We start from the raw sequence: 12,548 nt of genomic DNA on the forward strand, positions 1-12,548 counted from the left end.
CGTCCAGGTCCGCCCGGCCGCGGTTCACGGCCGGGCGCCACGCTCCAGGGCGGCCCGGCCGGCGGCCTCCAGGACGGTCTCCTCGGACGCCAGGTGGACCCGGCTGCTGAGGACGTCCCGCAGGTACCGCTCCAGCGGGTGACGCCGGCTCAGGCCGGGATTTCCGGTCAGGGCGACGGCCTGCTGGACCGCGGCCGTCGCCGCCCGGGTGGCCAGCAGGTGCGCCGGACCGGTACGGGCGACGGCATCCGGCTCGCCCCGGTCCACCCGCGGTGCCAGGCCGTGCACCAGTTCCTCGGCGCCGATCAGCTGGGCCTCGATCTCGCCCAGGGCACAGCGGTAGCGGGGCAGGGTGCCGAGCGGCTCGGTCAGGTTGGCCGGGGTGCGCCGGCTCAGGAAACGGACCAGCCAGGCCTCGGCGGCCCGGGCCACCCCGATCGCCACCGCGGAGAGGGCCAGGTCGTGCCAGGCGCGGGCGAGTTCGGCCTCGGTGCCGTCGCCCGCCGACTCGCGGGTGCCGAGGCCGAGCGCCAGGTCCGCCGGCACCCGGACCCGGTCGAGCACCACGTCGTGGCTGGCGCTGGCCCGCAGGCCGAGCTGGTCCCAGGTCGGGTCGATCTCCAGGCCCTCGCTCTCGCCGCGGACCAGGAAGGTCCCGATCCTCGGCTCCTCCTCGTCGGTCCGCGCGGTGACCGCCATCCAGGCCAGCGCCTCGGCGCCGGTGCAGTAGGTCTTCCGGCCGGTCAGCAGCCAGCCGTCACCGTCCCGTCGGGCCACCGTCTCCGGCAGGCCGCCCGGCTGCGCGCCGGGTTCCGCCCGCAGCGTGTTGACCAGCGCGGGGCCGCGCCGGGACTCGGTGAGCAGCCGCCGGTAGCCGGCCGCCGGCCAGTCCGCGCGGCGGGCCTGCTCGGCGTGCCGGAGCAGGGTGAACGCGGTGACCACGGCCACCGAGGCGTCCCCTCGGCCGAGTTGGGACAGCACCCGGACGGTGTCGGCGAGCGTGCCGCCCGGTCCGCCGTACTTCCGGGAGACGGTGAGGGTGAGCAGCCCGGCCTCGTGGACCGCCTCGATGCCCTGGTACGGGAAGGTCGCGTCCCGGTCGTGCTCCTCGGCGCGGGCGGCGAGCAGGTCCACCACCCGGGGCAGCCCGGCCAACGCGGCCTCGACCGCCGTACGCTCGGAGGCGGGGTGATCGGGCGTCGGCTGACCGGGGGTCGGGTGACCTGACGTCGGCTGACCAGCCGTCAGACCGTCGGACGCCGCGTCATCGCGCGCCCGGCGACCGGAACCGGTCTGGCCGGAAGTCGACGGTGCCGGAGCGCTTCCCCGGGAGCGCTCGGCACCCGAACGATCACCGGCGGAACGATCGTCGGCCGAACGAGCGCTGGCCGAGCGGGCGCCTGCGGCCCGATCGTCGAGCGGGAGGTCGCCACTGGGAGCGCTCCCCCCGGGCGATCGGTCGGCGGACGATCGACCTGCGGACGAACGGTCGACGGACGAACGGTTGGCGGCGCGGGTCGTCATGATGCTGTGCCTCCGGGCGGCAGCGTGGGCTCGGCGAATGCGGGCGGCACGCCGTACGGGCGCGCGGGTACCGAACGGCGGCCCCGGAGGTCAGGAAAACGGCCCGCCCCCGGGTTTTCGGCGTCGACCGGATTCGGCCGACCTCCCGCCGCCGGGGGACGGATCCCCCTCAGCGACCCGGACACGCCGCACTGGCGGTGCGCCGCAGATCCAGATGCCTGCGACGGGTCAGCATGGGGAGACGGCACGGCATGTTCGCGACTGTACGAACCGTTGATCGATACCGTCAAGCAGCGTCCGGCCCACGGGCGAACACCGGCCGGACACCGGCCGGCCGGAGCGCATCCGGGCCCGTCGGTTTCGGGCCGACCGGAATCAGCCCTGGTGGAACATGTCCGCCGGGAGCGGCTTCAGCAGCTGATACAGGTCGTCCGAAATCGGTCGGTCCCAGGACGCGATGGTGACCAGGACGCCGTCGCTGCGGCCGAACTGGGCGCAGAACACGCGCTCCTCGCTGACCTTGACCTTCTTCACGATCAGCAGGTCGTCCCCGAGCATGACCGGGAAGTCCTCGGCCGAGACGAAGTCGACCGGCTCGTCGTTCTCCAGCGCCGCGAGCAGCTGCCGCACCTCGAAGGGCACGTCGTCGCCGGTCTCCCGGGCGGGCGAGCCCTCGGGGAGGTTGCCGATGAACATCGCCGGGCCTCTGCCGCCGAACAGGTCGTAGCGCAGGAAAATCCCCTGGCAGGAGCCGTCCGGGCCGGTCATCATGGCCGCACCGAAGTCGCCGGGCCAGTCACCCGGGTCCATCGCGAGCACGTCGAAGTCCGGGCCGGCGGGCTGTCCGGAGCGACGGCGGAGAAAAGACATGGGAACATCGTACGTGTCCGGCACACCGCGCTCGCGGGGTGGGTGGGGCACCGACGGGGGACGGTCGGGAGATCGACGCTCAGAGACCAATGTTGACTCTGAGCAACCGTCCGGGCTACGTTCGGTTCAGCACGACAGCCGTTCTGGGTTTCACCCTCCGGGGGGACGGCATGTCGCAACGCGGCCCTACACGCGTTTCCCTCACTGTGCACTTGTCGTGCCGAACTGCCGAGCACCCAGCTTCGTCATCGTCATCGCACACTGCACAAACACACAAGCCAACAGTTCCATGCATCACAAGCCAGATCCGCGGGGCCCCGGCCCGTCGCTCCCGTGGATCTTGCTCGGGACGCCGCCGCGTGGGGGCGTGCGGGTCCCGAGCATTCGGTGCCGCTGTCCGAGTCGCTCTCGGTCTCGGCGCCAGCCTCCCGGCGACTGCCGGCCCTTCGTGGGCCGGGACCGGCCGACGCACCCCGGTGCGCAGGGGATGACTGGGAGGATGGCCTGGCAACGCTGCCGGGCCGCACAGCAGGCGCCGTGTCTGGCCGCGTGGGGGCGGTGGGCACGGCGTCTGCCTGTGCTCATACTCTGAGCTGCGTTTGTCTAACAGTCAACAGAAATTCTGACGGGGCACGCTCAATAGATCATCAGTTGTGATGTTCCGACCGGAAAACCACCTGCGGAGCGGGCCCCGGTCGGTGTTCCGGGGCCCGCTCCGCACTGGTTCACCCACGCGTCCCGAACGTGCCGCTCAGGCAAACGACACAGGTGAGCGGCTCAGGTGAGCGCCTCAGGTGAGGTCGAACTCGCCGTCCCGGGCGCCGAGCACGAACGCCCGCCACTCCGCCGGCGTGAAGACCAGGACCGGCCCGTCCTCCTGGCGGCCGTCCCGCATCCCGATGTACCCGTCCACGAAAGCGATCTGGACGTCTCCGACCCCCTGGCTGCTGCACAGCCACTCCGCACCGGTGAAGTCCACCCTGGGCTTCCCGCTCGGCGCCAGCTCCCGCTGCGCGCCACCGGTCCCCGTGTCCGTCCCACTGTTCACTGCCACTGACCGATCTCCTCCCGACGGCTTTCCCGAGCCAGCCTAGCCACACCTCCCGGCCCCGGTCAGCGGGTTGACGAGGACTCCCCCGACCGGGGCGGACACCCCCGGAGGCCGGCTCGAGGCACGCTCGAGAAGGTCGAGGCGTGTCCCGACCGGCAGGGGGCGCGGGCAGCTGCCAGAGTGCTGCCAGGGCGCCGCCCGGGCCCGGGAGGGACCCGGCAGGACCCCGCCGGCCGTACGGGGGCCTCCGCGGGCCCCCACGGGGCCGGACCGGACCGCCGGGCGACCCCGCCCACCCCCACCCACCGACCTACCCACCGACCCGCCCAAGGGAGCAGCCGATGAGCCGCCGGGACGGCACCCGCGCCGACGTCATCCCCATCTCCGACGCCCCCTCGGCCCATCCTCCGGCGCCCCGTACGCCCCCCTCGCCCACCACGCTGCCCCGGCCGACGCCGCCCCGGCCCCCCGTGCACGGCCGGGTCGGGATCGTCCTGGTCTCGCACAGCCAGGAACTGGCCACCGCCGTGCGCGACCTCGCGCTCGCATTGACCGGATCCGACTCCCCCGCGCCGGTTTCCGCGACCGGCGGCGCCCCGTCGGACGGTCCCGGCATCAGCGCCGTCCTGGTGGCCGCGGCGACCCGGCGGGTCGACCAGGGCCACGGCGTGGTGGTGCTCGCCGACCTGGGCGGCGCCGTCACCACCGTCCGCACCCTGCTGTCCGAGGCCGACGAGCACGGCCTGCCGTTCCCGGTCCGGTTCGCCGACGCCCCGTTCGTCGAGGGCGCGGTGGCCGCCACCGCGACCGCCACCGCGGGCGGCGACCTGGCGGCGGTACTGGACGCGGCGGAGGAGGCCTACCGGCAGCACAAGGGCTGACCGGCGGGCCGTGCGGGGAGAGCGTGGGCTGAGCTCAGGGGCGCTCCTTGCCCTCCCAGGTGAAGACGGCCGGGCCCTCGCACTCCAGCGCGTGGCGCAGCCGCTCGTGCTCGGACTCGACCATCGGCGGCAGCTCGTCCAGCGCGAACCAGCCGACCTCCAGCGACTCGTCGTCGTTCACCCGCGCCTCGCCGCCGATCGCGCGGCAGCGGAAGGTCAGCACCAGGTACTGCGTCACATCGCCGTTCGGGTACGTCACCTGCGGCGAGACGGTGACCGAGGCGAGCAGCTCGGGCGCGGCCACCACGCCGGTCTCCTCCTCGCACTCGCGCACCACACCGTCGGCGGGCTGCTCACCGGGGTCGAGGATCCCGCCGATCGGCGCCCAGCGGCCGTCGTCGGCCCGGCGGGCGAGCAGCACCCGGTCGCGGTCGTCCAGCACGACGGCGACCACGGCGCTGAGCCAGAGCGGGCGGTGACCCACGACGGAGCGGAGTTCGGCGAGGAAGGGGGGAATTGCCATGTACCGCAGCCTAGCCGGGCGGTTCCCGGCCGGCCCGGCGCGAGTGTTCGGCGGGAGCCGGCTCGGGCGGGCCGTCGTCAGCCCCGCCGGTCTCCTGCGGGCCGCGGCCGCTCGGTGCTGGGGCGCAGCAGGGCGAGGACGGTGCGGCCGAGGATGTGCAGGTCGAGCCGGAGCGAGCGGTGCTCGACGTACCAGAGGTCGAGTTCGGCGGCGTGTCCGTGCAACTGGGCCCAGCCGGTCAGTCCGGGGCGTACGGCGAGCCGGGCCCACTGGTGGCAGGAGGAGCGGTCGAGCTGGTCGGGCCGGAGCGGTCGGGGACCGATCACCCCCATCTCGCCGCGGACGACGTTCCAGAGCCGCGGCAGCTCCTCCAGGCCGGTGCGGCGCAGCAGGGCGCCGAGCCGGCCGCCCCCGCCCGTTCGGAAGCGCAGGACCTGGAACTCGCGGCCGTGCCGCCCCGTCCGGATCTGCCGCTGGAGCACCGGACCGCCGGTGGTGCAGCGAAGCAGGACGGCGATCGACAGGGCCAGCGGCAGAGCCACGATCGCGGCCAGGGCGGCGACGACGAGATCGCCACCGCGTTTCATGAGGCGGACATGGCATTAATCGATCTGCCGCTCATCGCTCCCCCTCCACGGCGCTTCGAGCCGGAAGAACGTATTCACAGTATAGGCGCGATGTAGTGATTGTCCGGGAATGGTGAAAGAAGGGGGCCCAAAATTGCCCGGCAGGACGATATCCGGTCGACCTGACCAATTTCGCTCGATCTGTCGTTTTGAAATGCCGAACGCGATCGACCTACGGGGTTCGGCCCCTTGTTGTTCAGCCCCTGGATCCGGTACGGGTCCGCGCCGGGCCGACGTCCACCCCCCGGGCCGAACGCCGTCAGAGCACCGTCAGACCGCGGTGCGCCGCCGGTCGCGGAAGAGGCCGAAGGCGATCCGGCCGAGCAGCAGGACACCCGCCGCCAGGCAGCCGGCCACCGCCATCGCCCAGGCCGGGCCACCGCTGTCCGGGACGATCACCGCCACGATGATGCCCGCCACCAGGCAGGCCAGGCCCACCAGGGCCAACGGGAGCTGGTGGGTGACCAGGGCTCCACCACTGCACGCGCGGGCCATCCGGGAAGCACCGTGCAAGTGGAAAGGGTCACGGTCCGCATCTGCCATGAGCCCAAGGTACCCCCGGCCGGGGCGGCAGGCAGCCCTCAGAGCGTCAACCGACGGACACACTGCGCGACCGGCGAATCGAGGCCGACTCGGGTGCGACGGGACTAGTGGCAGGGTCCTGCCAAAATCTCTCGGCGGGGTTTAAGGCGGGGGTTGTGACAGCGGTTGTTGCGAGGCCGATCCGGAGCACATGTCAAGGGCCCGGACAAGAACCGGATGCGCATTTCGGCTCCACAATCAGTCCACGAAAAATCCTCGTCCCCCCGGTACAACCATCCCCGCGGTGCAACGGTCTCAATGGCATTGAGTGATCCAGGAGCCGTTCGGGGGATGGGTGTGAACCCCCACCGAGAACAGGAAATCCAGGGGCCGGAGCCGCCGACCCCTGGGGTCGGAGGCCGGGCTCCGTCCTCCGGCGGTACCGCCACGCCGCTCGGCGAACGAGGGGGAACCGTGCCGCAGTCCCAGTCCACAACATCGATCTCCATGGCCCGCGCCAGGCCCTTGCCCGGCGTGCGCGCGCTGCCGCCACCCGCCGGGTGGGCGGCCGACCGGCACGACGGGAACCGGCACGGCGGGGGCCGTCGCCGACTCCCGGCAGACGCGGAACAGCAGGACGCACGGGGCGAATGGCTGCGGTTCGCCCCCGTCCAACCGCTGTTCCGGGCCCGGGCCGCCCAGCGCCTCGCCGTACTCGCCTACCACGGGGTGACCGACCACCGGTCGTTCGGCGCCCAGCTCGACCGGCTCCAGCGGCTCGCCACCCCCGTCTCGCTCACCGCCGTCCTCCAGGCCGTGACCGAGCGGCGGCCACTGCCGCCCCGGAGCGTCCTGGTCACCTTCGACGACGCCGACCGGAGCGTCCTCACCCACGCCCTCCCCGCCCTCGACGCCCGCGGCATCCCGGCCACCGCCTTCGTCATCTCGGAGCTCATCGGCACCGAGCGGCCGTTCTGGTGGCACGAGGCCGACTTCCTCGCCCGGCACGGGGGCCGGGCGCGCTCGCTCGACTGCGGGCACCCGTCCCAGCTGCTCCGCCGGCTCAAGGCCATGCCCGACCCGGACCGCCGGCGCAGCCTGCACGAACTGCGGGTCAGCGCCGACCGCCGACCGCCCAGCCAGGAACAGCTCACCCCCGCCGACCTCCTCGCCCTCCGGGACGGCGGCGTCGCGATCGGCAACCACACCCAGGGGCACCCGTGCCTCGGACGCTGCGACGACGACACCGTCCGCACCGAGATCACCGGCGCCCACGAGGCCCTCACCCGCTGGCTCGGCGAACCCCCGACGGCCTTCGCCTACCCGGACGGCGGCCACGACCCACGTGCTGAAACCGTCCTGCAGGAGCTCGGCTACCGCCTCGGCTTCCTCTCCGACCACCGCCTCGGCCCCCGGCTCCCCTCCCACCCCCTCCAGATCAGCCGCCTCCAGGTCGACTCCACCACCAGCACCCGCCGGTTCGACACGATCCTCTCCGGCCTCGAACCCGCCTACCGCCGCTGGCGCCGCCAAGCCGTCGCCTGACCACCGCCGCGTGGGAAGTCGGCCACACCGACTTCCCACGCGCGAATTGCCCAGCAGGCGCCCGAAATGCCACCGAGGCAAACGGTGAATATCTACGCGGGTAGCGCTTTGCACAGGAAGTCGACATGGCCGACTTCCTGCGCAAAGCGAGGCAGGCAAGTCAATTCGGCCATCTTTCTGCACACCATCGCATCACCCGCACCATCCGCCCCACCATCACCAACCACCCCTGCGCGAGAAGTCGACCAGATCGACTTCCCGCGCACATCAAGCAGCCCTCCCCCTGATCTACGCGTGTAGACACCGCGCCCGCAGACGCCCCGCCGGCCAGCGCCACAACCCTCCGCCCAGCACGCGAGAAGTCGAGTCCACCCCACCCGCCGGACGCCGAGACAACCCGCACCCGAGAAGTCGGCCAGTCCGACTTCTCGCGCGCCAACGCGCATCTACGCGAGTAGAACTGTCGGCCCGGGTGCGCCGGCGCCAGAAGTCGGCCGCATCGACTTCCTGCGTCACCACCCACCGCCACCCAAGCCGCACCCGCCGCACGGAACGGCCGGGCCAGCCGACCTCCCGCGCCTGGCGGCCAGCCAGCGCCCGCACCAGAAGTCGGCCAGGTCGACTTCTGGTGCGCCGTGGGCGAGCACTCCCACACTTCTACGCGAGTAGACGACGCTGCGACCCGCGTCCGCCGCCTCCGCGGCCCGAGAAGTCGCCCTGGCCGACTTCCTGCGCGCCACAGCCGAGCACGCGCGCAGGAATCTATGCGAGTAGACACCGCTCCAACGCCTCCGTGCGCGGGAAGTCGACCGTGCCAACTTCCCTCGCACCCCCTCTGGCGGCCGCCACAGGATCGGTCCAGCCTTCCTGGCCCGGCTAGCACAGGAAGTCGGCCTGGCCGACTTCCTGTGCGCTGCGGGCGAGCACTCCCTCACCTCTGCGCGGCCCGCGCCCAACGCCACCGTGCGCGAGGCGTCAGGCCGGGCCTGAACGAGAGGTCGGCCGGTCCGACTTCTCGTGTGCTCAGCGCAGGCATAGGACGCCGACCTATTCAGCTGACTCGTGCCGGAAATCCGCAGGTCCGAATTCCTTCCGCACCCGACCCGGGTGGGCGGTGGGATATCGGGGGATCAGCCGGAATTTCCCATGAAAAGCCGACCTGGCCGAGTCCCGGATTCCGCGCCGCCCACCGAAAACACCTGGACCTCCCCGGTGGGCGGGGAGGTCCAGGTGGGTGCCGCTGTGCTGGTGGGTCAGCCGATGAGGGTGGCCAGGACGTTGCCCTGCGGGTAGAGGGCGGCGGCCGGGGGGAGGACCGCGGGGACGCCGGCGTGGAGGACGGTGAGGGTGCCGGTGCCCTTGCGGGTCGGGTCGGCGACGCGGCGGAGGGCCTGGGCGGCGACGGCGTCGGCGGAGCCGAGCAGGGTGAGCGCCGGGGCGGCGGTCGGGGCGACGGCGGCGCGGATGCGTTCGTCGACGAGTTCGTAGTGGGTGCAGCCCAGCACGAGCACCTCGGTGCCGACGGGCGTACGGGCGGCGGCGTCGGCGATGGCGGCGGTGATGGCGTCGTCGTCACCGTGCTCGACGGCGTCGGCGAGGCCCGGGCAGGCGACCTCCGTGATGTCCGCCGTGCCGCCGAAGTCACGGATGAGCCCGCGCTGGTAGGGGCTGCCGGTGGTGGCCGGGGTGGCCCAGATGGCGACCCGGCCGCCCAGCGCGGCGGCGGGCTTGATCGCCGGGACGGTGCCGATCACCGGCAGCCCGGGCTCCAGCTCGGCGCGCAGTGCGGCGAGCGCGTGGACCGAGGCCGTGTTGCAGGCGACCACCAGCGCGTCGGGTGCGAACGCGGCGGCCGCCCGGGAGCAGCCGAGGGCCAGCTCGGTGATCTCTTCGGGCGTGTGCGGCCCCCAGGGCATCGAAGCCGGGTTGGAGGACAGCACCAGGTCCACGTCCGGGCGCAGCTTCCGGAGGGTGGCGGCGGCGGCCAGCAGGCCGATTCCGGAGTCCATCAGTGCGATCTTCACGGGTCAAGACTTTAGTCGATCCACCCGTGGGACCCTGTTCTGCGGCAGACTGCCGGAGTGACCGTCCTGCTGTGGATCGCCGCGTTCTCCCTGCTGGTCTGGCTCTGGCTGGCGTGCTGCCACGGCTCGTTCTGGCGCACCGACGTGCGGCTGCCGCCGCGCCGCCCGCCGCTGCGCTGGCCGGAGGCGGCGGTCGTGGTGCCGGCCCGGGACGAGGCCGCGGTGCTGCCGCTGAGCCTGCCGACGCTGCTGGCGCAGAAGTACCCGGGGCGGGCGCGGGTGATCCTGGTGGACGACCACAGCTCGGACGGCACGGGCGCGCTGGCGGCGGAGCTGCGGACGATCGACGGGCTGGAGCTGACCGTCACCACTCCCCCGCCGCTGCCGGCCGGCTGGACGGGCAAGCTGTGGGCGCTGCGGCACGGCGTGGAGCTGGCCGGCCCGGACGTCGAGTACCTGCTGTTGACGGACGCGGACATCGCGCACGGCCCGGACTCGCTCGCCGAGCTGGTGGCGGCGGCCGAGGGCAACGGCCTGGACCTGGTGTCGCAGATGGCCCGGCTGCGGGTGGAGACCGGCTGGGAGCGTCTGATCGTGCCGGCCTTCGTGTACTTCTTCGCCCAGCTGTACCCGTTCCGCCGGAGCAACCGTCCGGGCGCCCGGACGGCGGCCGCGGCGGGCGGCTGCTCGCTGGTGCGGCGCGAGGCGCTGGAGCGGGCCGGCGGGGTGGCGGCGATCCGGGGCGCGGTGATCGACGACGTGACGCTGGCCCGGGCGGTGAAGTCCACCGGCGGCCGGACGTGGCTGGGCCTCGCCGGGGAGGTGGACAGCGTGCGCCCCTACCCGCGGCTGGAGCAGTTGTGGCGGATGGTGTCGCGCAGCGCGTACGCCCAGCTGCGGCACTCGCCGCTGCTGCTGCTCGGGACGGTGCTGGGGCTGGGGCTGGTCTACCTGGTGCCGCCGGCGGCGACGGTGGCCGGGCTGGTGGCGGGGGCCCCGGCGGTGGCGGTGACGGGCGGGGCGGCGTGGGCGCTGATGGCGGGTACGTACCTGCCGATGGTCCGGTACTACGGGCAGCCGGCCCCGGCCGTACTGTTGCTGCCGTTCACGGCGGGGCTGTACCTCCTGATGACGGTCGACTCCGCGGTGCAGCACTGGCGCGGCCGGGGCGCCGCGTGGAAGGGCCGGACGTACTCGCGGGCGTGACCCCCGTACACGCCCGCGAGCAGCCCGTTTCCCCCTGCGGACCCCGGAATTCCCGGGCACCGTACGCCGATCGGCCTCATACTGCTCGGATGGACCGTCAGCAGATCTCCCGCCTCGCCCACGCCCACCACCCGATCGCGGCCCCGCTCGCGGACGAGTCGGTGGCCCGCCTGCTGGACCGTGCGACGGCCGGGCGGGAGGAGGGCCGGGCGCTGGACCTCGGCTGCGGCGAGGGCGCCTGGCTGCTCCGGGCGCTGGCCACGCGCCCGGGCTGGCAGGCCGTGGGGGTGGACCTGGACGCCCGGGCCCTGACCCTGGCGCGGGAGACCGCGACCGCCCTCGGCGTCGAGCGCCGGATCGGTCTGCACCACCAGGACGCGACGGAGTTCACCGCGAAGGAGCCCTTCGACCTGGTGCTGTGCGTCGGTTCCACCCATGCCTTCGGCGGACTGCTGCCGACGCTCGCCGCGGCCCGCGAACTCCTGGCCCCGGGCGGCCGGTTGCTGGTCGGCGACGCGTTCTGGCAGCGCGAGCCGTCACACGCCGCGCTGGACGGGCTGGGCGCGGCGCGGGAGGACTACGCGGACCTGGCGACCACCACCGACCGGGTCATGGCGGAGGGCTGGACGCCGGTGTCCGGGTACGTCAGCACGGAACACGAGTGGGACGACTACGAGTTCGCCTGGACGGGCACGCTCGCCGAGTGGGTGCTGGACCACCCCGACCACCCGGACGCGGCCGCCGCCCGGGAGGCCGCGGACCGGCACCGCACGGAGTGGTTGCACGGCTACCGGGGGACGCTCGGCTTCGTCACGTACCTGCTGCGCCGCGACTGAGCGGATCTTCGACTCACTCCCCGGTTCGCCGGCCCTGCGTGCCGCCTCTGCCAGACCGCTACTTCTGGGTGCGGGCGAGGAAGTCGTCGATCAGCGGGGCGATTTCGGGCAGCTTCTCCTCCAGCGCGAAGTGCCCGGTGTCGAAGACGTGCAGTTCGGCCCCGGGCAGGTCGCGCAGGTAGGCGCGGGCGCCGGCCTCGGTGAAGAACGGGTCGTTGCGGCCCCAGAGGACCAGCGTGGGCGGCTGGGCGGCGCGCAGCCAGGCCTGCCAGGCCGGGTAGAGCTCGACGTTGGAGAAGTAGTCGAGGGCCAGTTCGACCTGGATGTCCTTGCGGCCGGGGAGGTCGAGGAAGTGCTGGTCGAGCGTCCAGCCGTCGGGGGCGACCAGGCTCGGGTCGCCGGTGCCGCCCTCGTACTGGCCGCGGGTGATCTCCGGCGTGAGGATCGAGCGGGCGGCCGCCGCGGCTCCGGGGACGCCGCGCCGGTTGGCGATGAACTCCCTCGCCTGGCCGGAGAGCCCCTCCTCGTAGGCGTTGCCGTTCTGGACCACCAGGCCGGTGATCCACTCCGGACGACGGGTGGCCAGGCGCAGGCCGACGGGGGCACCGAAGTCGAAGACGTACAGCGCGAAGCGGTCCAGGCCGAGGGCGAGGCAGAAGCCCTCGATCACGTCGGCCAGGGTGTCGAAGCGGTAGGCGAAGGCGTCGGGTGCGGGGCTGTCGCTGTGGCCGAAGCCGGGGTAGTCGGGGGCTATCAGGCGGTAGCGGGTGCCGAGCGCGTCGAGCAGCCGGGCGTACTGGTGCGAGGCGGAGGGGAAGCCGTGCAGCAGCAGGAGGACGGGGGCGTCGGCCGGGCCGGTTTCGCGGTAGAAGACGCGCAGCCCGTCGACGTCGACGTGGCGGTGGTGGACCTGCGGGATCGTCAGCTCGCTCATGCTAAC

The 12,548-nt window shown here is 73.2% G+C and carries 14 protein-coding genes; 5 read left to right on the plus strand and 9 right to left on the minus strand.

What is annotated here, in order from left to right; genetic code table 11:
* Nucleotides 1–24: 24 nt before the first annotated feature.
* From ACYP53_RS35890 to ACYP53_RS35905, 4 genes are all read right to left on the minus strand, one after another.
* Nucleotides 25–1,155, minus strand: a complete 1,131-nt coding sequence (locus tag ACYP53_RS35890) for an acyl-CoA dehydrogenase family protein (RefSeq protein ID WP_229929123.1) — start codon at nt 1,153–1,155, stop codon at nt 25–27.
* 538 nt (nt 1,156–1,693) lie between these two features.
* Nucleotides 1,694–1,777 carry a putative leader peptide gene (locus tag ACYP53_RS35895; RefSeq protein WP_373313917.1) on the minus strand — a complete coding sequence of 28 codons (84 nt, stop codon included), beginning with the start codon at nt 1,775–1,777 and terminating at the stop codon, nt 1,694–1,696.
* Between the two features lie 122 nt (nt 1,778–1,899).
* A complete protein-coding gene (locus tag ACYP53_RS35900) occupies nt 1,900–2,394 on the minus strand; it encodes a hypothetical protein (RefSeq protein WP_189924029.1) in 495 nt (164 codons plus the stop codon).
* Nucleotides 2,395–3,184: 790 nt separating this feature from the next.
* Complete coding sequence (locus ACYP53_RS35905; protein WP_097239819.1) at nt 3,185–3,397, minus strand: DUF397 domain-containing protein; 213 nt, start codon at nt 3,395–3,397, stop codon at nt 3,185–3,187.
* Between the two features lie 389 nt (nt 3,398–3,786).
* Between ACYP53_RS35905 and ACYP53_RS35910 the strand changes: the two genes are divergently transcribed.
* Nucleotides 3,787–4,326 (plus strand): PTS-dependent dihydroxyacetone kinase phosphotransferase subunit DhaM, encoded by a 540-nt coding sequence (locus ACYP53_RS35910; RefSeq protein WP_459650518.1) that lies wholly within the window; start codon nt 3,787–3,789, stop codon nt 4,324–4,326.
* 34 nt (nt 4,327–4,360) lie between these two features.
* Here the strand turns inward: ACYP53_RS35910 and ACYP53_RS35915 are convergent, their stop codons facing one another.
* From ACYP53_RS35915 to ACYP53_RS35925, 3 genes are all read right to left on the minus strand, one after another.
* The gene (locus ACYP53_RS35915; RefSeq protein WP_459650519.1) at nt 4,361–4,849 is read right to left on the minus strand and encodes an NUDIX hydrolase; all 489 of its coding nucleotides are present in this window, start codon (nt 4,847–4,849) and stop codon (nt 4,361–4,363) included.
* A 77-nt stretch (nt 4,850–4,926) separates the two neighbouring features.
* Nucleotides 4,927–5,436 (minus strand): sugar transferase, encoded by a 510-nt coding sequence (locus tag ACYP53_RS35920; protein WP_459650520.1) that lies wholly within the window; start codon nt 5,434–5,436, stop codon nt 4,927–4,929.
* A gap of 309 nt (nt 5,437–5,745) precedes the next feature.
* Nucleotides 5,746–5,988 carry a hypothetical protein gene (locus ACYP53_RS35925; RefSeq protein ID WP_459650521.1) on the minus strand — a complete coding sequence of 81 codons (243 nt, stop codon included), beginning with the start codon at nt 5,986–5,988 and terminating at the stop codon, nt 5,746–5,748.
* 483 nt (nt 5,989–6,471) lie between these two features.
* Between ACYP53_RS35925 and ACYP53_RS35930 the strand changes: the two genes are divergently transcribed.
* A complete protein-coding gene (locus ACYP53_RS35930; RefSeq protein WP_459650522.1) occupies nt 6,472–7,542 on the plus strand; it encodes a polysaccharide deacetylase family protein in 1,071 nt (356 codons plus the stop codon).
* 125 nt (nt 7,543–7,667) lie between these two features.
* Nucleotides 7,668–7,829 carry a hypothetical protein gene (locus ACYP53_RS35935; protein ID WP_459650523.1) on the plus strand — a complete coding sequence of 54 codons (162 nt, stop codon included), beginning with the start codon at nt 7,668–7,670 and terminating at the stop codon, nt 7,827–7,829.
* 966 nt (nt 7,830–8,795) lie between these two features.
* On the opposite strand, the gene ACYP53_RS35940 is transcribed toward ACYP53_RS35935, so the two are convergent.
* On the minus strand, nt 8,796–9,566 hold the full coding sequence (locus ACYP53_RS35940) for a glutamate racemase (protein ID WP_459650524.1): 771 nt from the start codon (nt 9,564–9,566) through the stop codon (nt 8,796–8,798).
* Nucleotides 9,567–9,632: 66 nt separating this feature from the next.
* Here ACYP53_RS35940 and ACYP53_RS35945 point away from each other — a divergent pair, with 66 nt between their 5' ends.
* Both ACYP53_RS35945 and ACYP53_RS35950 read left to right on the plus strand, forming a co-directional pair.
* A complete protein-coding gene (locus ACYP53_RS35945; RefSeq protein WP_459650959.1) occupies nt 9,633–10,772 on the plus strand; it encodes a glycosyltransferase in 1,140 nt (379 codons plus the stop codon).
* An 89-nt stretch (nt 10,773–10,861) separates the two neighbouring features.
* Complete coding sequence (locus tag ACYP53_RS35950; protein ID WP_459650525.1) at nt 10,862–11,608, plus strand: SAM-dependent methyltransferase; 747 nt, start codon at nt 10,862–10,864, stop codon at nt 11,606–11,608.
* Nucleotides 11,609–11,666: 58 nt separating this feature from the next.
* Here the strand turns inward: ACYP53_RS35950 and ACYP53_RS35955 are convergent, their stop codons facing one another.
* Nucleotides 11,667–12,542: an alpha/beta fold hydrolase gene (locus tag ACYP53_RS35955; protein WP_229929121.1), complete on the minus strand. Its 876-nt coding sequence runs from the start codon at nt 12,540–12,542 to the stop codon at nt 11,667–11,669.
* Nucleotides 12,543–12,548 lie beyond the last annotated feature (6 nt).

Source organism: Kitasatospora sp. Ki12 (genome assembly GCF_054601375.1).